The 19,060-nt window shown below is 71.6% G+C and carries 24 protein-coding genes; 20 read left to right on the top strand and 4 right to left on the bottom strand.

Annotated elements, in window-relative coordinates:
• Positions 1-113 precede the first annotated feature (113 nt).
• The 4 genes from ACFWJB_RS23765 to ACFWJB_RS23750 form a co-directional block, all read right to left on the bottom strand.
• Positions 114-368, bottom strand: a complete 255-nt coding sequence (locus ACFWJB_RS23765; RefSeq protein WP_386924651.1) for a hypothetical protein — start codon at positions 366-368, stop codon at positions 114-116.
• A 128-nt stretch (positions 369-496) separates the two neighbouring features.
• A complete protein-coding gene (locus tag ACFWJB_RS23760; RefSeq protein ID WP_386924649.1) occupies positions 497-991 on the bottom strand; it encodes a hypothetical protein in 495 nt (164 codons plus the stop codon).
• 178 nt (positions 992-1,169) lie between these two features.
• A complete protein-coding gene (locus ACFWJB_RS23755; RefSeq protein ID WP_386924647.1) occupies positions 1,170-1,406 on the bottom strand; it encodes a helix-turn-helix transcriptional regulator in 237 nt (78 codons plus the stop codon).
• A 79-nt stretch (positions 1,407-1,485) separates the two neighbouring features.
• Positions 1,486-1,707, bottom strand: coding sequence for a hypothetical protein (locus ACFWJB_RS23750; protein WP_386924645.1), 222 nt, complete (start codon positions 1,705-1,707; stop codon positions 1,486-1,488).
• 212 nt (positions 1,708-1,919) lie between these two features.
• Between ACFWJB_RS23750 and ACFWJB_RS23745 the strand changes: the two genes are divergently transcribed.
• The 20 genes from ACFWJB_RS23745 (at position 1,920) to ACFWJB_RS23650 (ending at position 19,060) form a co-directional block, all read left to right on the top strand.
• Positions 1,920-3,767: a hypothetical protein gene (locus ACFWJB_RS23745; protein WP_386924643.1), complete on the top strand. Its 1,848-nt coding sequence runs from the start codon at positions 1,920-1,922 to the stop codon at positions 3,765-3,767.
• A 56-nt stretch (positions 3,768-3,823) separates the two neighbouring features.
• Complete coding sequence (locus tag ACFWJB_RS23740) at positions 3,824-4,651, top strand: hypothetical protein (RefSeq protein ID WP_386924641.1); 828 nt, start codon at positions 3,824-3,826, stop codon at positions 4,649-4,651.
• 125 nt (positions 4,652-4,776) lie between these two features.
• Positions 4,777-5,190, top strand: coding sequence for a head decoration protein (locus ACFWJB_RS23735; RefSeq protein WP_386924639.1), 414 nt, complete (start codon positions 4,777-4,779; stop codon positions 5,188-5,190).
• Between the two features lie 14 nt (positions 5,191-5,204).
• The gene (locus ACFWJB_RS23730; RefSeq protein ID WP_386924637.1) at positions 5,205-6,275 is read left to right on the top strand and encodes a major capsid protein; all 1,071 of its coding nucleotides are present in this window, start codon (positions 5,205-5,207) and stop codon (positions 6,273-6,275) included.
• Positions 6,276-6,277: 2 nt separating this feature from the next.
• Positions 6,278-6,532 (top strand): hypothetical protein, encoded by a 255-nt coding sequence (locus ACFWJB_RS23725; RefSeq protein WP_386924635.1) that lies wholly within the window; start codon positions 6,278-6,280, stop codon positions 6,530-6,532.
• A gap of 86 nt (positions 6,533-6,618) precedes the next feature.
• Positions 6,619-6,951, top strand: a complete 333-nt coding sequence (locus ACFWJB_RS23720; RefSeq protein WP_386924633.1) for a hypothetical protein — start codon at positions 6,619-6,621, stop codon at positions 6,949-6,951.
• Entirely contained in the window at positions 6,948-7,796 is an 849-nt protein-coding gene (locus tag ACFWJB_RS23715) for a hypothetical protein (protein WP_386924631.1), read from the top strand. Before ACFWJB_RS23720 ends, ACFWJB_RS23715 begins: the two co-directional genes overlap by 4 nt.
• Positions 7,793-8,047 (top strand): hypothetical protein, encoded by a 255-nt coding sequence (locus ACFWJB_RS23710; RefSeq protein ID WP_386924629.1) that lies wholly within the window; start codon positions 7,793-7,795, stop codon positions 8,045-8,047. Before ACFWJB_RS23715 ends, ACFWJB_RS23710 begins: the two co-directional genes overlap by 4 nt.
• Positions 8,038-8,235 (top strand): hypothetical protein, encoded by a 198-nt coding sequence (locus ACFWJB_RS23705; RefSeq protein WP_386924627.1) that lies wholly within the window; start codon positions 8,038-8,040, stop codon positions 8,233-8,235. The genes ACFWJB_RS23710 and ACFWJB_RS23705 overlap by 10 nt, the downstream gene beginning before the upstream one ends.
• Before the next feature lie 34 nt (positions 8,236-8,269).
• The gene (locus ACFWJB_RS23700) at positions 8,270-8,647 is read left to right on the top strand and encodes a hypothetical protein (protein WP_386924625.1); all 378 of its coding nucleotides are present in this window, start codon (positions 8,270-8,272) and stop codon (positions 8,645-8,647) included.
• A gap of 2 nt (positions 8,648-8,649) precedes the next feature.
• Complete coding sequence (locus ACFWJB_RS23695; protein WP_386924622.1) at positions 8,650-9,075, top strand: DUF6093 family protein; 426 nt, start codon at positions 8,650-8,652, stop codon at positions 9,073-9,075.
• Complete coding sequence (locus tag ACFWJB_RS23690) at positions 9,072-9,479, top strand: hypothetical protein (RefSeq protein WP_386924618.1); 408 nt, start codon at positions 9,072-9,074, stop codon at positions 9,477-9,479. The genes ACFWJB_RS23695 and ACFWJB_RS23690 overlap by 4 nt, the downstream gene beginning before the upstream one ends.
• Complete coding sequence (locus tag ACFWJB_RS23685; RefSeq protein ID WP_386924616.1) at positions 9,476-9,910, top strand: hypothetical protein; 435 nt, start codon at positions 9,476-9,478, stop codon at positions 9,908-9,910. The genes ACFWJB_RS23690 and ACFWJB_RS23685 overlap by 4 nt, the downstream gene beginning before the upstream one ends.
• 98 nt (positions 9,911-10,008) lie before the next feature.
• Positions 10,009-10,554: a hypothetical protein gene (locus tag ACFWJB_RS23680; protein WP_386924614.1), complete on the top strand. Its 546-nt coding sequence runs from the start codon at positions 10,009-10,011 to the stop codon at positions 10,552-10,554.
• Complete coding sequence (locus ACFWJB_RS23675; protein ID WP_386924612.1) at positions 10,551-11,120, top strand: hypothetical protein; 570 nt, start codon at positions 10,551-10,553, stop codon at positions 11,118-11,120. The genes ACFWJB_RS23680 and ACFWJB_RS23675 overlap by 4 nt, the downstream gene beginning before the upstream one ends.
• A 113-nt stretch (positions 11,121-11,233) precedes the next feature.
• The gene (locus ACFWJB_RS23670; protein WP_386924610.1) at positions 11,234-11,473 is read left to right on the top strand and encodes a hypothetical protein; all 240 of its coding nucleotides are present in this window, start codon (positions 11,234-11,236) and stop codon (positions 11,471-11,473) included.
• 24 nt (positions 11,474-11,497) lie between these two features.
• Positions 11,498-16,126, top strand: coding sequence for a hypothetical protein (locus ACFWJB_RS23665; protein ID WP_386924608.1), 4,629 nt, complete (start codon positions 11,498-11,500; stop codon positions 16,124-16,126).
• Positions 16,126-17,019 carry a phage distal tail protein gene (locus ACFWJB_RS23660; RefSeq protein ID WP_386924606.1) on the top strand — a complete coding sequence of 298 codons (894 nt, stop codon included), beginning with the start codon at positions 16,126-16,128 and terminating at the stop codon, positions 17,017-17,019. Before ACFWJB_RS23665 ends, ACFWJB_RS23660 begins: the two co-directional genes overlap by 1 nt.
• A gap of 19 nt (positions 17,020-17,038) precedes the next feature.
• Entirely contained in the window at positions 17,039-17,968 is a 930-nt protein-coding gene (locus ACFWJB_RS23655) for a hypothetical protein (protein WP_386924604.1), read from the top strand.
• Between the two features lie 3 nt (positions 17,969-17,971).
• A complete protein-coding gene (locus ACFWJB_RS23650) occupies positions 17,972-19,060 on the top strand; it encodes a hypothetical protein (RefSeq protein ID WP_386924602.1) in 1,089 nt (362 codons plus the stop codon).

Genomic DNA, 19,060 nt, shown 5'->3' with positions numbered 1-19,060 from the left:
GGGGGGTTGGTTTTGGTTAAATCCACCCGGGGGCCGGGGGTCCCCCCCGGGGGGGGGGGGGGGGGGGGGGGGGGGCGGGCGGGGGGGGCCCGGCGCAACCCCCCCGCGCTCGTCTACTTGGCGGCCTGGGCGGCGATCGCCGCGCGCAGTGCCCGGTCCTGCTCCTGGGTGGCGTTGGCGTGGGTCCACTCGGTGCCGCCGTAGCCCTCCCGGCAGTCGGTGTGGGCCAGGTAGCGGTCCCCGACGATGACCCGGTAGCTGTAGCCGCCGACCGATACGGAGGCCGTCATCCCGAGGTTGGTCCTGCGGAAGGTGGCCGTGCTGGCCGCCTGGAAGACCTGGTCGGCGGTGGCGTTGTCGAGGTCCATCTCGTCTCCTTCGTGGGTGCCGGTCCGTTCCTTGCACCCCGACTATACAACGGAGCGTTGTAAAGTTGGAAGTCGTGACGCCGATCTTCTTCACGAGGCTGCGCCCCGGCGGGCTGCCGGGGCGCAGGTCAGATGCTTACCGCCTTCCACCGCTGGACGTAGTCGGAGGCGGCGGCCCGCAGGAGGCTCGAGGCCAGGAAGTAGGTCGGGGCATCCAGGCCGACGCGGAAGTCGAAGGGGTACCGGTCCGCGTGGTCCGGGTGCGGCCCCGGGTTCATGTACAGGTCGCTGCAGACCACGTAGCCGGTGAGGCCCCAGTCCCCGACCTCCAGCATCTGGTCGTGGACGTCGGCGGCCTGGGGGTCGCCGAGGCTGACCGACACGGCCGGCTCGTCGTCGAAGTCGTACCCGGCCGGGTCGTCCCGGTAGACCGGGTCGATGTACTTGTCGATCAGCAGGATGCCGGTGATCGGGCAGTCCGAGCCGGGGAAGTCGATCGCCGGGTCGTGGAAGGCGTACCGGATGCTGGTCGTGCCGTGCACCCAGTCGCCGACCGCGTGGACCTTCAGCGGGTCGCTCTCGGGCAGGCCGTGGGCGTTGAGGTCCAGGCTGATGGTGAACATCGGACTCCTCTCCTCGTGGCCGGCGGTCCCGGCCTCTCCCCATAACCTTACAACGATGCGTTGTAAGGTGGGAAGGGCCTTTGCGATCTTCCTCGCCGCCCGCGGAAACGCCGCGCGCCCCTGCTCCGGCGGGGGAGCGGGGGTGCGTCGAGGCAGGGCCGGCGAGCCGGGCGGGAGGTCAGGCGTCCTGGTCCTTCAGGTCCGACCGGAAACCCCTGCCGGGACGGCCCTTGAGCCACTCCTCGATCGTCGCCGGGAACCAGCCGGGTGAGTTCCCCACGGCGATGTCCGGGGCAGGCATGTGGCCCTCCTTCTTGTATCGGCGCAGGGTGGGCACCTTCACGCCGGACACCTCGGCGACCTTCGCGTAGCCCCAGACCTCCGGCGCCTTCTGCTGTTCCTTCTTGCCACTCATGTCCTCTGTCTCCGATCTGCGACGATGGACACGCGGTCCGCCCCGCTTGCCTCGGGGCGGACCGCGCTGGTCCAGGGTGTCAGTGCACGTCGACCGTGCGCATGGCCAGTTGCAGCAGCTCGTCGTGCGACGCCGACTGGAACGCCGCCGCCGCAAACTCCGTGGCCGCCTCGGGGTGTCCGGCCCGGCGCAGTGCCCTGCAGACCTGGCCGACGATGTTGTACGCGTTGCTGTCCTCTTCGGACAGCTGGACCGGCACGTCGGGGTATGCGGGGCCCTGCGGCCGCGTTGCGCTTTCCACGGTTCCTCCTCCCGCGCCGGGCGAGCCTTTCCCGGCGCTGACTATACAACGTTCCGTTGCCTTTGGCTCGAGAACTACAATACAACGTAACGTTGTAAGGATGGAAGGGGAGTGCCAGAGAAAGAACAGCGCCGGCCCACGCCCGCAGGACCGCCCACCCCGCGCCGATATCCTTGATCACGGCGCGGGGCCGACTTGTCCGGAGGGACGACGTGGGCCTGCGGCAATTCCTGATCGACGCCTGGGGCTGGCTGAACTTCAAGCCGGTGTACGCCGACCCGACCACAGGCGGCCCCAACCGCCGGGCCTTCCCCTCCGCCTACGCCACCTGGGTCCCCGAGGACGACGTCCGGCGCCTGGCCGCCTACACCACCCTCGCCGCCTACGACGGCAACCAGGCCGGCGAACTCGCCGAGGTACGCGACGGACCCGAAGCCCGTGAGCGGCGTGAATACGGCGACCCGGCCTCGTTCATTGAGGCCATCACCTCCGACGTCCTCGGCGACGAACAGCGCATCGTCGTCGCCGGCGTCGAGGACGAGGACGACAGCCCGGACGCCGAAGAAGCCCGCGCCGTCCAGGACGACCTCCTCACCTGGGCAGAGGACGAACAACTGCCCATGCGTCTGCTGCAGGCCGAGCGCAAAGCCGTCGGCCTCGGCGACGCCGTCTACCGGCTGTCGTGGGAACCGGCGAAGCGGCGCCCGGTCGTCCGCGTGATGGACCCGGGCTTCTACTTCCCGGTGCTGGCCGACGACGACGGAGAGTTCCCGGTGCGGGTGCACTTCGCCTGGGAACTGCCGGCCGATCCCCGACGCGGGCTGAAGGACCGGCTGCGCCGCATCACCTACGAACTGGGTCCGATCCGACCGGCCACCGCCTCGAGCGCCGACCGGTACGGCCGGCCCCAGCGCACCTGGGCCGGGAGCGAGGACGAACCCCAGCTCGTCCAGGGCGACGCCGCCGACGAGGCCGGGACGATCTGGCGGCAGTACGCCTGGAACGACGAGCCGTCCAGCGTCACCTGCTACCTGACCGACGCCACCTGGCTGCTGGAGGACCTCGAGCGCATCAGCGACGTCGACAACCTGCCGATGGACAAGGCGACCTACGCCCAGCGCGGCGACGGCGAGGTCCTCAATGGGCTCGACCTGATGATCGATTTCGTGCCGGTGATCCACCTCCCGAACACGGTGCCCGCGGCCGGGGAGCACTGGGGCACGGCGTCCCTGGCCAAGGTGTTGCAGATCCTCGACGAACTCGCGGCCTCCGACACCGACGCGGCCCGCGCTTCGGCGACCACCGGCATCCCCATCCTGTCCGTGTCCGGCATGCAGGACGGCCGCGCCAGCCTCCAGGTAGAGCCGGGCACCGTCTTCAAATTGGCCGACGGCGGACGCATGGACGTCGTGAACACCGCACCCCAACTCGCCCAGCTCCTGGCCACCGTGGACACCCTGCGCGACCGCGCCGCGGTCAACCTCCGGCTCCCGGCGGTCGCCCTGGGCACCCACGACCCGGCGCAAATGCCCTCCGGGTACGCCCTGAAGATCAGCCTCGGCCCCCTCGACAAGCTCGTGGCCGCCATGCGCCTGGCCCGCCGGCACAAATACCAGCTCCTCCTGCGGTTCGTGCAGAGGCTGTACATCGCCGGGCAGCACCCCGACTGGGTCGGCCGAGCCGTGCACCCGGCCTCCCTCGTCTTCGGCGCGTACACGCCCACCGACCGCATGGGCGTCCTCGAGGAGGTCGCCACCGCGTTCGCCGCCCGGCTGATCAGCCTGGAGACCGCGCTGCGCATGCTCGCCGAGGGCGGCTGGCCGATCGAGGACATCCCCGCCGAGATCGAACGCATCCAGTCCCGCGCCTTCGACCAGGCCGCCGCGCTCGCCGACGCCACCGGCGACGCCGACGCCGTCCGGGACTACCTGGGGCTGGAGCCCGCCGACCCCGACAACCCGCCCGTGCCCGTACTGACCGGCCCGAGCAGCCAGCCCTCCGAACCGACCGCCCCGCCAGCCGCCGAGACCGGCGCCAGCGACGCAGGACAGCAGCAGTAAAGATCACCCCTACACTCGTAAACGGCGCGGGGGCGCACCGGTGGAGGACTTCCAGCATGCACCGCAGCACCCCCCGACCGCGGCCCGTACCCGGCGCGATCGTCGGCTACGTCAACGGCCGCCCGGTCCGCGTCATCGCCGGCGGATCGGGCGAGGACGACCCGCCCACCCCGCCGACCCCGCCCGCCGCTCCGCCCGCGGCACCCCCGGCCCCCACGCCCAAGGACGTCATCGACCGGCAGCCCGGCGGCAACCCGGGCGGCGACGACGAGACCGTCTCCTTCACCCAGAAGCGCCTGAACCTGATGATGACCCGGGAGAAGGACCAGGGCCGGCAGTCCGCCCTGCGTGACCTCGCCGCCGAGGCCGGCCTCGACCCGGAAGCCGTCGACGCCGACCAGATCAAGCAGATCCTCGCCGACGCCAAGAAGGCACAGGAAGCCAAGCTGTCCGACGAGCAGAAGCGCGAGGCGGAGTTCACCAAGCGCGAGCAGGCCATCAGCGCCAAGGAGACGGCCGCGGAGCAGAAGCTGGCCGCAGCCGAGACCAAGCTGCAGGAAGCACAGCGCACCGCCACCCTCATGGGCCTCGGCGCCAGCGACGCCGACCTCGAGGACGCCCTCGTCCTGCTGGACAAGGAACTGCGGGACACCCCCGACGCGGACGAGGCCACGATCAAGAAGGCCGCCAAGGACCTCAAGAAGCGACGCCCGGGCCTGTTCGGCGCCGACGAGGGCGGCACGAAGCTGACGCCCCCGCCCGCCCCGGGCGGCTCCCCGGCCGGCGGCCCGCCGCAGCGGCAGACCCCCGTCGGCAAGCCCGGCGACGCCGGCCGCGCCATGGCCGCCCGCATGTTCGGCACCCCGGACAACAAGGCGGCCTGACCGGCCGCCGCCCGCACCACCTGCTCCACCCCTGGGACCACGCCCACCCCTTTCCTCCCCGTGGACGGCACCGCCCCGGTGCCCCGCCTTTCCGCAGCGCCCGTGAAACGGGAGGAAGCCCCGGCATGGATATCCAGCCGATCACCACGACCCAGCAGCTCAGGGTTGGCCGTCCCTGGCTGCTGTCCGGCCACGGCACCGAGACCAACCAGACCATCACCCTCGACGTCGCCAAGTTCGCTGAGAACACCCACTGGGAGCGCGGCATCAAGACGGTCGAGGCGCACTTCAAGTCCGGCCTACCGCTCGCCCTCAACACCACCAGCGGGTTGTACGAGCCGTACGACCCCGCGGCCACCGACGGCCACGAGATCTTCGCTGGCCTGCTCGACACGGAGACCCAGTTCGGCGTCGGCTCCACCCGCGTCGGCGGCGCGCTGCGCGTCCACGGCCTCATCGCCCCGGCCAAGCTGCCGGTCGCGTTCGACCCGGCCGCCGTGGCCAAGTCCACCGCCAGCCTCACCTTCGCCCGCGCCTGAGAGGGAGCTTCGTCATGCCGAACGACACGAACGACATGCTGGAGCTCCTGCTCCGCGACCTGACGCCGACCGACATCAACGCCTTCGCCCGGGCCGTCCCCAGCCCGGACGACTACGAGCTGACCCGCAGCGTCCTGCCCGAGGCCCGGCTCAACACCGTCAAGTGGCGCGTGAAGAAGACCAACCGCCGGGTGCCGGCGGCCAAGTTCCGCGCCTGGGACGCGACCACGCCCGTCGCGACCCGCGAGATCACGATGGTGGAGACCGAGGGAAAGCTGCCGCCCCTCGGACAGAAGTACCTGGTGGGCGAAATGGAGCAGCTGCTCCTCGACGCCGACCGCGGCGCGAACACCGACGACCTGGTCCAGTCCGTCTACGACGACGTCGCCGCGCACGTGCTGTCCATCCGCTCCCGGATGGAGCTGGCCGCCGGCGACCTCCTGTCCGACGGCAAGTTCACGCTGGCCGGTGAGAACAACCTGTTCATCGAGTACGACGCCCAGGTGCCGGCCTCCCACATGCCCGTCGCGCCGGTCCCGTGGACCGACCCGACCGCCGACGCCCTCGGCGACGAGATGCGCTGGATCCAGGTCCTGCGCGACGCCCGGGCGCCGATCCCGAAGCGCATCTTCACGTCGTCCAAGGCCAAGGCCCTGCTGGCCGGGAACCAGTCCTACCGCGCGGCCTTCTACGGGGCGCTCCTGGGCTCGCAGATCCCCACCGCCGTCCTCGCCCCCAACGAGGTCGACTCCGTGCGTGCGCGCTACGGCCTGCCCGAGATCGTCGAGTACGACGTGCAGATCCCGCTGGACGACGGCAGCAACCCCCGGGCGCTGCCGGAGAACCTGTGGCTGATGGTGCCGCCCAACGTGCGGCAGTGGGGCGAGACGCAGTACGGCATCACCGCCGAGTCGCTGAAGCTGTCCCGCGGTACCAACCCCGCGATCCTGCGGGAGGACGCGCCGGGCATCGTCGTGACGCACGGCTACACCGACGACCCGGTCACCGTGTGGACCAAGGTCGCCGCCGCGGCCATGCCGGTGATGTACGTGCCGGACATCCACATCGCCGCGCGGGTGTGGTGACCATGGCCCGACTCATCGCCACCGTCTACGTCAAGGACCCCGAGACCCACCAGTGGGTCACCTGCGACGCCGGCACCGAGCCGGAGGCGCGGCTGGCCGCCCTCATCACCACGGCGTCCGCGTGGGAGGACGGCAAGCTGCCCGACCTGGGCGACAGCGCGGAGAAGGACGCCGACCCGGGCGCGCAGCCGCCGGCCGACCAGGAGCCGGAGAAGAAGCCGCGCGCCCGCCGCCCGGCCTCCAAGCCCGACGAGTAAGTCGGCCCCCTCACGTCCGGTGCGGGCCGGGCCCGTCCTCGCCCGACCCGCACCGGACACCCCTTCCCACCAGCTGGGGCTGTCCCGTGGATGAAGCATCCCGCCGATGGCTGCTGGCCACCCTCGGCCCGGCCACCGACACCACCGACCTCGAGACGCGCTACGCCCGACTGCACTCACTGCGGGCCGTGGCGCTCGAGGTGCTGCGCGAACGCCGCGCGACACTGATCGCGCAGCCGCTGAAGGTCACCCTCAGCGGCGTGGTGTCCGTCGACACCAGCGGGAACGTCACCGTGCTGGACCGGCTGATCGCAGAACTCGAAGACCCGACCACGCCCGTGCCCGGCGAGGAGACACCGGGCGAGGGCACCGAGCAGAGCAGCGGCATCCTGCGCCTGCGCGAGCGGCCCCGCCGATGACCACCCCACCGGACGAGCCCACCCGCAACGAGGCGCTGCGGCAACTGATCCGCGCGGCACTGGAGCAGCTCGAGCGCGGATGGACCCGGCTGACCACCGCTCAGCAGACGGTGCTCCGCGCGCTGGCCGGCGCCCGTCGCCGCGGCGTACGGCCCGGCTCCGTACCCCTGGCCGTGCGGGACGCCCTGAAAGCCTTCACCACGGCGACCAGCCGCTTCAACACCGACATCGGCGCCCTCGTCGAACGGTGGACCGCCGTCGACCTGCCCCGGGCGTACCGGCTGGGAGCAGAGGACGCCCTGCGCAACGCCGTCCTCGCCCCCAGCCGTCGGCCGGCCTTCGACTGGACCTCCACCCACCAGGACGTGCTCAACGTCCTGACCGACGTCTGCTACTCCGCGCTCATGCGCCGGGTCACGGACACCGTCCGGCGCGCTCAAGCCTTCGCTCGGGCCGTCACCTCCGCCGCCCGCTCGACCACCGCGCCGAGCACCGAGGACCTGGCTGCCGCCCACCCCCTGGACACCGTCACCTACGGGCGCGGCGCCCGGCACCCCGCCTTCTCGTGGGCCCGCACAGCCCTGACCGCCCAGGCCGTCACCGTCGCCAACACCGGGGCGCTCACCGCGACCACGGCCGACCTGGCAGCGCAATGGGTGCTGGTCACCGACGGCCCGGAATGCGGCTGGACCGTCCATACCGACCCCGACCTGGCCCATAACACCCTCCGCTCCGCCGAGGAGGCCGCCGCCCACCCGATCGCGCACCCCGGCTGCCTCCGGCGCTTCATCCCCCGCCCGGACCTCAACGAAGACCCCGCCATCGAGGAGGGACAGCACCCATGAGCAGCCACCCCTTGGTCATCGGCCGCATCGTCCACTACGTCGCCCGCGGCAGCGCCGACGGCCGGTACCCCAGCACCTGCCGGGCAGCGATCGTCACCGCCGTCGACGACGCCGGCAAGCCCAACCTCACCGTGTTCAGCCCCGAGGGCTTCTTCTGCAGCGGCCCGCTGCCGCACGCCGAGCCCGTTCCGCTGACCGGTGGCACCTGGCACTGGCCCAACCAGCAGAAGGGCGACACCCGATGCGCCTGACCGTCCGCGCACCCGGCCGCGAGATCGACATCGAGCTGGACCAGAACACCAAGGCCGCGTTGAAAGCCGCCGAAGGAGTCGCACTGCGCCTGATCGCCGCCCTGCCCGGCGAGCAGGAGGAACCGGCCGAGACCCCGTTCGGGTTCTCCGTCAGCACCGACACCGAGCGCGCCCCCGACGACGAGTAGCCGTCGGCACGCCGACTGATCAGGAAGCCACCGCATGAACGACGCCAGCCTGGCCGATGACCTGCACGCCGTACGCATCACCACCGAAGGAGTGCGCGCCGCCGTCACCCTCGACGGGCACGACGTGACCGGCGCACTGTCCGGCTACACCCTCGAGCACCGCGCCAACCAGCCCCCGCTGCTCGTGCTCTACGTCCGGCCGAACGCCGGCGCGGGCTTCGACGGCTACGCCCAGGTCGCCGTGGCCAGCGAGACCCCGCCCGCCGAGGCCATCGCGGCGTTCCTGGCCAGCGTCGACCCCGCTCGCCTGCAGCAGGCCGCCCTGGCCCGTGACGACCTCGACGGGAGCCCCACCGAGCTGACCACCGCCACCCTCCGTCAGCTCGCAGCCTGGGCAGGGGGCGAAGGCTGAGCATGCTGGACCTGGGCTTCCTCGGAGCGCTCGTCCAGGACCTGGTGATGGGCGACACCGTGCAGATCAGCCGACCGGCCGGGCCGCCGGTCCTCAACCCGGACACCGGCGAGCTGGAGGACCCGCCGCCGGCCGTCGTCTACGAAGGCCCGGGCGCCCTCTTCGACGCCAGCACCGCTCCCGGCCTCACCGCGCCCGTCGCCAGCCAGCCGTACCCGGACGACCCCCGGACCGCCTACCGGCTCATCACCCCGGCCGACGCGCCCGTCGCCGAACGCGACGACACCGTGCAGGTCTTGCAGGCCGCCCAGGACCCGGCCCTGCTCGGCCGGACCTGGCGCTGTACCCAGCCGGGCCAGGCCGCCACCGTCATCGCGGTCCGCGTGACCTGGCTCGACGAGAGCAACCCGAGAGGGGGCAGCCCGTGAGCACCACCCGGTACTTCACGGACCCCGACCAGCTCGCCGCCGCCATGGCCGAGGCCGCCGCTCGGGTCGGGCCGGCGACCGAGCAAGCCGTCCGGCACGAGGCGCTGCTGCTGCAGCACCTCATCCAGGCCGCCGCGAGCGGCCGGCCCGGGCCGAACGTCATCACCGGCCGATACCGGGCCAGCTGGCAGACCCAGGTCTTCCCCCACGGGAACGGGGCGACCGCCATCGTGGGCACCTTCGCGCCGCAGGGCCGCCGGCTCGAACTCGGCTTCTACGGCGCCGACTCCCTGGGCCGCGTCTACGCCCAACCGCCCTTCCCGCACGTCGCTCCCGCGCTCGCCGTGGTCCGGCCGCGCTTCGTCGAGCGGATCGGCACCGCCGCGATGGAGGCCCTCGCATGATCGAACGCCGCCTCGTGACGAACGCGCTGCAAGGGCTGCTCGCCGCGGCCACCGGGAAACCGTGCGGCACCGGTGCGCTGCCCCAGGTCGGCGGCAAGCCGGCCGAGCCGCCGTACAGCGTGCTGCGTTCCCTTCCCCTCACCCTGGCCGGCGCCCCGTTCACCGACCAGCACGAGGACGCCGACACCGTGCACCAGGTCGACTGCGTGGCCCGTAACCACGACCAGGCCGAATGGCTCGGCGACCGGGCCCGTGCTGGCGTGCTCGGCCGCGACGACCGTGGCGGGTGGCTGCACACCCTCATCGTGCCGGGATGGTCCTGCTACGCCCGCGACCTGGACCTTGACGCTGGCCCGGAGGACGACGCAGCCGCAGCTATCGTTTTCTATGTGATCAGGTTCCGGCTCCGCTGGACCCGATCGGCCGGCTGACCACCGGCCACTCCGCACCGCGGCGGCCCCTCACGCGGACGAGCCACCAGCACCAGGTGGCCGCAGTTCTGACACGCTCAGACCCGAGGGGCTTCCTCATGGCACTGCCCAAAGCCACGCCGGTCGAGAAGTTCTCCCGGCGCGGCGTCTCCATCTTCCTGTTCGTCCCCGAGATCGCCGACACGACGGACCTCACCCCCACCCGTGCCGAGCTCGACGCGGGCACCAACCTGTCCGCGGCGATCGCCGGCATCTCTGGTTTCACGCTCGAGAACCAGAGCATCGAGACGCCGGACATGTCCGATGACTTCGACAGCTCCATCCCCGGTTCCGACAAGGCCGAGGACTCGTCCTTCACCTTCTACGAGGACAAGGTGACGGCCGTCATCGAGGAGCTCCTGAAGAAGGGCACCGTCGGCAACATCGTGATCCTGCGTAAGGGCGACGTCCCCGCCAGCAAGTCCATGGACGTCTTCCCGATCCGTGTCGGCTCCCAGTCGCCCGCGTACACCACCGACAACGAAGCCGCGAAGTTCGAGACGAAGTTCACCATCACCCGCCGCCCGGCGCAGGGCCTCGCCGTGCCCGCCGCCGCCGGCGCGCAGACCGTCACGAACCGCGCGAAGAAGGAGCTGGCTCAGTGAGCGCCGCTGTCCACACCGAGCCGCCCGCCAAGGCCGTGGCCGCCGACGCCCACTGGGCGCAGAAGATGGCCCGCCTCAAGGCCCGCGCCGCCGCCGAAGTACCGCTGTACCTGTGGCAGGACCAGGCGCTGCGGGAGAAGTTCGAGGAGGCCCGGCGCCTCGCCCAGCGCGCCCGCAAGCACGCCGAGGCCGACCCCGAGGACACCGAGCTGGCCAAGGCCGCCGACGCCGCAGAGAAGGCCCTGGAAGAGATCCGGGCCGCGCACGAGGCGGACTGCGAGGTCCTCGTCTTCCGGGCCCTGCCGGGTGACACCTTCACCAAGCTCGTCCAGCGCCACCCCCCGACCGAGGAACAGGTCGAGAGCGGCAGCGACTGGAACGAGGACACCTTCCCCGCCGCGCTCGTCGCCGCCGCCAGCGTCGACCCCATGACGGAGGACGACGCGGCAGAGCTGCTCGCCACGTGGGGCGTGGCCGACCGTGCAGCCTTGTTCCAGGCCGCCCTGTCCGCGCAGAACACCCGACGGAGCGACTGGGGAAAAGGCTCCGGGCCGACCCGCGGCTGAGAGCCGAACTCGAACTCTGCGACCGGTGGGGCATCCCGCACAGCCAGTTCCACGGCGGCGATGGCACCTGGAGCCCCACCGACCGCGCCAAGGCCCTCGCCTACCAGGACCTGATGCGGGCGACCTGCGTCTCGTGCGGAACCCGCAGCGACGAGTGGGACGAGGACGCCGGCGGCGACCGGTTCGCCTACGTCAGCTCCACCAGCCGCTGCCCCGGCTGCGAACTGATCGCCCACGAACGCGAGCACGTTCCGGACGGACCGCACGGCTTCGGCGTCAAGGTCGGCCTGCTCCCCAGGGCCGTGTACGAACTGCGCACCCGGGCGCGTGAGATCCGGGACCACCGCGAGTAGCCAGCCAGGAAGGAGGAAGCGGCGGTGGTCGCGTGGAACCTGTCGGTCTCCCTGACCGGCAACAGCGACAACCTCGTGCGCACCCTGCGCCGCTCCACCAACCAGGCCCGCGACCTCTCCCGGGAACTGGCCGACGCCCGCCGGAACCTGGACGCCCTGGGCAGCGGCAGCCTGAGCACGCTGACCCGTGAAGTCCGCAACGCCAGCAGCGACGTCAGCGACCTCCGCCGGGAACTGGCCGAGCTGCGCCGCGAGGCTGGCTCGGACATCCACGTCGGTCTCCGCGTTGACGCGGCGACCCTGCGCGCCGACGTGCAGGCCGCGGTCGGAGCCGCCGGCACCGGCCAGGGCCTGGCTGTCGGGCTGCGCCTGGCGGACGCCCAGCAGCTGCGCCGCGACGTGCAGAACGCTGTGCGCTGGGCGGCTTGGGGCCACCGCATCGAGGTGCCGATCGGGCTGCGCGGCAGCGGCGGCAACCTGCGCGCCGAGGTGCAGGCCGCAGTGGGCGGCGCCGACCCCGACCGGGGCCTGGCCGTGGGGCTGCGGCTCGCCGACGCGCAGCAGCTGCGCCGCGACGTGCAGAACGCTGTGCGCTGGGCCTCGTGGGGCCACCGCATCGACATCCCGATCGGGCTCGTCGACCCGATGCAGCTGCGCCGGGACGTCAGCGCCGCCGTGCGCTGGGCACAGGCCGACCAGACCATCACCGTCCGGGTCCGCGCCGACACCAGCGGCCTGGGAGAGCTGCCCCGCACCCTCGGCGGCGGCGGTGGCGACGCGGGCGGAGGCATCGAGGGCCTCATGCTGCTCGCGCCGGCCGTCATACCGCTGGCGACCGCCCTCGGCCCGCTGCCCGGCATCTTCGCCGCTTCCGGCGCCGCGGCCACCGCCTTCGGCATCGCCGTCGCCGGGCAGCTCACCGCCATCTCTGAGGTGTCGGACGCCGCGACGAAGTACCAGGACGCGGTACGCCAGCACGGCGCGACCTCGCAGAAGGCCGCCGAAGCACAGGCCGAGTACCAGTCTCAGCTCGCCCAGCTCCCGCCCGAGGCACAGCGCGCCGCGATGGCTCTGGCCGAGCTGAAGGACAACTACCAGCAGTGGTCGGACAGCCTCAGCGGCTCCACCATGCAGCCTGTCGTCCACTCGCTGGCGCTCATGGACGCGCTGCTGCCGCACCTCACGCCCGAGGTGAAGTCGGCCTCCCGGGAGCTGGACCGGCTCGTCACCCTCGCCGGCGGCGCGGTGAACACGCCCGGCTTCGACGCGGCCAGCGACCGGTTCGCCGACTTCACGGACCAGACCCTGGACCGGATGGGCGACCGGCTCGTTCACGTCCTGCGGCTGATGTCCGAGGGCGAGGTCGACGGCCCCCTGGCCCAGGTCATGGACTACATCCGGGCCAACGGCGACGAGGCCCGGGAGACGCTGTCCAACCTCGGCGACGCCGTGGGCAACCTGTTCGAGGGCGCGGCCGAGGCCGGGCCCACGATGCTGAGCCTGGTCAACGCCGCCGCCAAGCTGGTCGCTGCCCTGCCCCCGGAACTGGTCGGCACGATCATCCAGGTCGCCGCCGCGCTGAAGCTGGTGCAGCTCGCAGGCGCAGGCATCGCGGCCGTGGCCGGCGGCCTGGCCACCGTGCAGGCTCGCATCGCCGCCCTGCACGCCACGTCCGTCGCCGCGGGCGGCGGTCTGGCCGGTCTGCGCGCGGCCTTCCTCAGCCTGGGGACCGCCGCCCGGGCCTCCGTCATCGTCGCCGGTATCGGTCTGGCCGCCGCCGCGATCCACGAGCTGATGGAGATGGGCAAGGAAGCCCCGCCGGACATCGACAAACTGACCACCTCCCTCGGCAAGCTGGGGCAGTCCGGCAAGGTCACCGGCGAGCTGTCGAAGAACTTCGGCCAGGACCTGGACGACCTCTACGACAAGATCCGCAACATCACCGACCCCAGCACGGCCGACAACGTCCAGAACGCGCTGGTCAAGATCTTCAGCCTCAGCCTGATGGACTCCACCCCGTGGCAGGAGGCCCGCGAGAACCTCGACGCCATCGACGAGGGTCTGGCCAACCTCGTCAAGGGCGGCAAGGCCGACCAGGCCGCCGCGGCGTACGAGCGCCTGAAGGAGGCGTACGCCAAGGGCGGCCACGACGTCGGTGAGTTCACCGGGCAGATGGACCAGTACAAGGCCGCGGTCGACGACCTGAAGTTCGAGCAGGAACTCGCAGCGGCCAGCATGGGGATCTTCGGCAAGGCCGCGCAGGACACCCAGGCCCGCCTGGACGCCCAGAAGGCCAGCGCGGATGGTCTGCGGCAGAGCATCGTCGCCCTCAACGACGTGAACCGTAAGGCCGGCAGCGCCATGAGCGCTTTCGAAGCCTCGATCGACGACGTCGCCAAGGCCGCGAAGGAGCACCACGACGTCCTCAAGATGAGGGACGGGCAGCTCGACCTGGGCAACGACAAGGCGCGGGACGCCGAGAAGGTGCTCAGCGACTTGGCGGCGAACACGGACGCGGCGACCACCGCGGCCCGTGAGCAGGGCCGCTCCTGGGAAGACGTCACCGGCATCTACGAGAAGGGCCGCAAGTCCTTCATCGACGCCGCCGACACCATGGGCCTGACCCGTGAGCAGGCCGAGGCGCTGGCCGACAGCTACCTGCAGATCCCGGACGAGAAGTCGACCCGGCTGGAGATGCGCAACGAGGACGCGCTCGCCGGCCTGAACGCGGTCATCGAGCAGATCGAGGCGACCCCGGACGCCAAGAGCGTGAAGGTCGACGCGCTCACCAAGGACGCCGTAACCGTGCTGGAGTCCCTCGGTTTCGAGGTCACCCGGCTGCCCGACGGCCAGTTCGAGGTGAGTGCCGAAACCGGTACGGCCAAGGACCGCCTCGAGGGACTCAAGGCGACGCGCGACGGGCTGCAGAACAAGACGATCACCATCGACGCGAACAGCGCCAACGCGGTGCAGGACCTCGACGCGGTCATCGCCAAGATCAGGGCCACGCCCGGCGCGAAGTCCGTCACCGTCAAGGCCCTGTCGCAGACGGCCATCCAGGCGCTGAACGCGGTGGGCTTCACCACCCGCACCCTCCCGGACGGCCGCGTCGTGGTCACCGCGGCGACCGGCACCGCACTGTCCAACATCGGAGCCGTCCAGGGCGCGCGGGACGCCCTCAGCGACAAGTCCATCACCATCACGACCCGGCACGTCAGTATCTACGAGACGGTCCGCACCCAGACTCAGACCACCGCCGACCTCATCGAGCAGCAGGCACGGAACTTCGGCGCGCAGGCGGACGGCGGCATCGTCGACTTCTACGCCGACGGCGGCCTGCGCCGCGAGAACCACATCGCGCAGATCGCCCGCGGCGGCGACTGGCGCATATGGGCGGAGGACGAGACTTTTGGCGAGGCATACGTGCCTTTTGCCAGGTCAAAGCGTCCGCGGTCGCGTCGGATCACCGAAGAGGTCGTGCGCCGGCTCGGCGGCGACCCCAGCGGGATCGCGTGGAACGCCGACGGGGGCGTGACCCGCTACGCCGACGGCGGCATGAGCTTCTCCTACTCCTCGACCGGGACGGCCGCGAACAAGTACACGCTGTCCGGCCTGATCAACGCCTCCAACGACAAGAAGGGCAACTTCAGCCTCTCGATCTTCACGAAGAAGCTCGCGCAGTCGAACAACGCGCTCGCCGCCTGGCGGAAGAACCTGGACACCGTCGCCCGGCGGGCCGGCCAGGACGTCGCCGACGCGCTCGCCGAGATGGGCGACGAGGGCATCGAGCTGACCCGGAAGATGGCCACCGGCAGCTCCAAGTACCTCAAGGACATGGCCAAAGAGCTGCAGAACCTGGCCGATGCAGCCAAGGCGTCGCTGCCGGAGTACACCTCGCAGCTCACGGACGCGGTTAAGGACCAGACCGCGTTCCAGAAGAACCTGGCGCTCTTGGCCGCCCGCGGCTACGGCGACCTCGCCGCCCGACTGGCCGAGCAGAACGACCAGGACGCCGCCGACCTGGCCGCAGCAGCGGTCAAGGACAGCAAGAAGGCCGCGGCGGCCAACAGCGCCGCGAAGAAGGCCAACGCCACGCTCAGCTCCGACCAGGTCGAGGACCTCGTACAGATCATCTCCGCCGTCACCAGCAGCAAGGTGGGCATCCACGACGTCGCCGAGAAGACCGGGCTGAGCGAAGACGACATCATCGACATCGCCAACCTGGCGAAGGCGCAGATCCAGAGCGCCCTCGGCTCCCGGGCGTCCAAGTTCCTCGCCGACCTCAACAAGGCCAACGCCGGCCTGGCCTTCGCCGACGGCGGCATCCGCGAGGGCATCTACTCCACCAGCGCCGGCCTGGTCCGCTTCGCCGAGCCGAGCACCGGGGGAGAGGCGTACATCCCCCTCGGCCTCGGCAAACGCGACCGTGCCACCTCCGTACTCGACGACGTCGCCGGCCGGTTCGGCTACACCCTCACCGGCGCCCAGGACGCCCAGTCCAGCCGGGTCCGCGTCATCGTCATCCGCCAGCCCGCCGCCCTGATCGGCAGCATGCCCGTCACCATGGCCGCCGCCCCCGGCGCGACCCCCGAGCAGTTCGGAGCCGAGGTCATGCGGCGACTGCGCAACGCCCAGCGAGGAGGGCGGGCGTGATGGCCGACCTGAAGACATGGCAGTTCGACATCGACGGCGTCCTCCTGGGCGCCGGCACCGACATCCCCATCGGAGAGGTCGAGGGCATCGGCGGGCCCGAGCAGCGCTCGCAGGACACGGAGAACCCGGCCGGTGACGGCATCTTCCCCGGCGTCGACCTGTACGGCGCACGGACCATCCGCATGGAGGCCGGCATCCGCACGCCCGGCGACCCGGGCCGCGGCCTGGACCTCCTCGCCCAGCTGCAGCGCGTCGCGGACAACCCGGCCATCCGCCTCACGCCCGGCGCGATGAGCGTGCTGCGGATGAGCTGGCCAGGCCGGCCCGCCCGCCGCCTGTACGGGCGACTGCGCCGGGTGGAGGCCACCAGCACCGCCACCACCATCCACGGCTGGATCCCCCTCGACCTGGAATTCGTCGCCGTCGACCCGCTGTACCACTCCGACGACGCCTACTCACTGACCCTGCCGCTGTCCGCAGACGGCCTCGGGGGCTTCCGCGCCCCGCTCGTGGCGCCGCTCACCACCGGCGTGGCCATACCCGACGAGCGGCGCGGCTGGATGACCAACAGCGGGGACCGGCCGGCCTGGCCGTCGCTGGTCATCACCGGCCCCTGCACCAACCCCCGCATCCGACACGTCGAGTCCGGCCGCGTGATCGAGCTGGGCACGTCGCTGGCCACCGGCGAGCGCATCGAGATCGAGACCCGCCCCGGCACCCGCTGGGTCCTCAAGAACGGCACCGGGAACCTCGCCACCGCGCTGTCGGCCGCCAGCCGCCTGGAGGACTTCACCGTCCCGCCCGGCACCACCGAGCTGTGGTGGACCGCCCGCAACTACTCCAACAACACCCGGCTGGCCATCACCTGGCGTGCCGCCCACGCCGCCCTGTGACCCCGAAGGAGCACGACCCGTGACGCTGATCAACCCGCCGCTGCTCACCCACGGCGGCACCCACGCCGCCCGCGCCTTCCGCATGATGGTGCGCGACCTGGCGCGCGGCTCCCAGGGCGTCACCGAAGGCGACGACCTCAAGGTCTACCAGCTGGCCACCCCCGGCGCCGGCGTCCGCGTCCGCGACGGCTCAGCCGTCATCCGCGGGGCCACCTGGGGACAGGGCTCGTACACCCAGTACAACGTCGGCGACGCCACCGTGCCCATCGCCCCCACCGGCGCGACCGCCCGCTCCGACCTGGTGTGCCTGCGCGTCGAGGACCCCGAATACGAGGGCACCCGCGACCCCGAGAAGGACGAGATCGGGTTCTTCCACGTCGTCAGCAACGTGTCGGCCACCACCACGGCGGTACCGGCCGGCATGACGGCCGTCCCCCTGGCCCGCATCGACATACCCGCGAACACGGCGGTCATCACCGACGCGATGATCAAGGACGTGCGGGGGATCGCCAACCCGCGCCGCGAGCGCCGGCTGTACACGTCCTTCCCCGGCTCGCTCAGCCAGCTGACGTACCAGGACAACAAGTGGCACAACTGGCCCACGGCCGCCCGCTGGAGCATCCCCGTGCCGGCGTGGGCGACCAGCGCCAAGCTGGTGACCACCTTCGCCGGCCTGCGGCTGACGAAGAACCACGTGTACGCCAACATGCAGAACGTCTTCGGGACCGTGCAGGGCCAGAACACGGCCATCGACGACGACCAGGGCACCGGGACGCGGCGCAACACCATCGTCCTCGCCGACGGCCTGTCCATTCCCGCAGCGATGCGCGGCACCACCCAGACCCTGTACGTGCAGACGTACATGGCGAAGAGCGAAACCGGCGACCTCGGCGTCGACGGCTCCACCTCCCTGATCGCGGACATCGAGTTCAACGAGGGCGTGAGGTAAGCCGTGCCGACGTACCGGTACCGCAGCTGGCACGCCCTGACCGGCGAGCTGCTCGCGGCCGACCTGCCCCTCTCACAAGTGGAGTTCGGCACGGCCCGCAACGCGGCCGGTGAGTTCTCCGGCCGCCTCGAGCCGCGCTTCGCGCACCTGCTGCGCTCCCAGCTCGACCCCGGCAACACCGTGCTGACGGCCGAACGCGACCGCACGCTGCTGTGGGGCGGCATGCTGTGGCGGGCCGAGCCGGAAGGGCCCAGCTACCCGGTCGAGGCGTCGGGCTGGGGCAGCTACCTCCACCGCCGGCACGACACCCACGGCAACCTCGACGGCCGCGGCCCGTACACCAACGCCGACCCCTGCAGGGTCATCCGCGACGCCTGGGCGTACGCGCAGGCCCAGCCGGACGGCAACCTCCGCGTCAGCGTCGACGCCACCACGAGCAAGGCGACGGTCGGCACTACCGCCGAGCCCTACAGCACCGACTGGTGGGAGTCCCCGGTTCTCGGCGAGGTCGTCGACGACATGACGAAGATCGAGGGCGGCCCGGAGTGGACGGAGACCACGGACTGGGCCAGCGGCCGGCCGGTCGGTCGGATCCGGCTCGGCTGGCCTCGGCTGGGCACGCGACGCCAGGACATCTCTTTCACCTCCGGCGTCAACGTCGCCGCGACCGTACCCGTCAGCTACGACGCCGACGAGTACGCCCAGGTCGTCATCGCACTGGGCGCTGGCGAGGGCCGCGGCCGCCGCCGCGCGATCGACGCAGTCCGCAACGGCCGGCTGCGCCTGGAACACGTCCTCGAGGTCCCCGCGGAGAAGGGCAACGACCGACTCGCCGCCCGGGCCCGCACCGAACGCACCTCACGCCAGGTCATGGGCGAAGTCACTGAGATCGAAGTGATCGACCACCCCGCCGCCCGGGTCGGCTCCTGGCAGGTAGGCGACGACGTGCGGGTCTCTCTCCACGACCAGTGGTCCGACTTCGACGGCTGGTGTCGCATCACCGGCTGGACGCTGCGTCCGCCCCAGGGCAAGGCCCCCGAACGCATCACCCTCCAACTCGCCCGCGCCGACCGCTTCACCTACGGGAGCTGA

Origin of the sequence: Streptomyces sp. NPDC127100 (assembly GCF_042724095.1) — a bacterium.
Lineage (GTDB): Bacteria > Actinomycetota > Actinomycetes > Streptomycetales > Streptomycetaceae > Streptomyces.
Note: the sequence above shows the minus strand (reverse complement) of the source record. Positions and strands in the feature narration are given on the sequence as shown.

Coding starts and splice junctions, on each gene's coding strand:
- ACFWJB_RS23765 (WP_386924651.1), bottom strand. CDS start 368: ATGGACCTCGACAACGCCACCGCCGACCAGGTCTTCCAGGCGGCCAGC.
- ACFWJB_RS23760 (WP_386924649.1), bottom strand. CDS start 991: ATGTTCACCATCAGCCTGGACCTCAACGCCCACGGCCTGCCCGAGAGC.
- ACFWJB_RS23755 (WP_386924647.1), bottom strand. CDS start 1,406: ATGAGTGGCAAGAAGGAACAGCAGAAGGCGCCGGAGGTCTGGGGCTAC.
- ACFWJB_RS23740 (WP_386924641.1), top strand. CDS start 3,824: ATGCACCGCAGCACCCCCCGACCGCGGCCCGTACCCGGCGCGATCGTC.
- ACFWJB_RS23735 (WP_386924639.1), top strand. CDS start 4,777: ATGGATATCCAGCCGATCACCACGACCCAGCAGCTCAGGGTTGGCCGT.
- ACFWJB_RS23730 (WP_386924637.1), top strand. CDS start 5,205: ATGCCGAACGACACGAACGACATGCTGGAGCTCCTGCTCCGCGACCTG.
- ACFWJB_RS23725 (WP_386924635.1), top strand. CDS start 6,278: ATGGCCCGACTCATCGCCACCGTCTACGTCAAGGACCCCGAGACCCAC.
- ACFWJB_RS23715 (WP_386924631.1), top strand. CDS start 6,948: ATGACCACCCCACCGGACGAGCCCACCCGCAACGAGGCGCTGCGGCAA.
- ACFWJB_RS23710 (WP_386924629.1), top strand. CDS start 7,793: ATGAGCAGCCACCCCTTGGTCATCGGCCGCATCGTCCACTACGTCGCC.
- ACFWJB_RS23705 (WP_386924627.1), top strand. CDS start 8,038: ATGCGCCTGACCGTCCGCGCACCCGGCCGCGAGATCGACATCGAGCTG.
- ACFWJB_RS23700 (WP_386924625.1), top strand. CDS start 8,270: ATGAACGACGCCAGCCTGGCCGATGACCTGCACGCCGTACGCATCACC.
- ACFWJB_RS23695 (WP_386924622.1), top strand. CDS start 8,650: ATGCTGGACCTGGGCTTCCTCGGAGCGCTCGTCCAGGACCTGGTGATG.
- ACFWJB_RS23685 (WP_386924616.1), top strand. CDS start 9,476: ATGATCGAACGCCGCCTCGTGACGAACGCGCTGCAAGGGCTGCTCGCC.
- ACFWJB_RS23680 (WP_386924614.1), top strand. CDS start 10,009: ATGGCACTGCCCAAAGCCACGCCGGTCGAGAAGTTCTCCCGGCGCGGC.
- ACFWJB_RS23670 (WP_386924610.1), top strand. CDS start 11,234: ATGCGGGCGACCTGCGTCTCGTGCGGAACCCGCAGCGACGAGTGGGAC.
- ACFWJB_RS23660 (WP_386924606.1), top strand. CDS start 16,126: ATGGCCGACCTGAAGACATGGCAGTTCGACATCGACGGCGTCCTCCTG.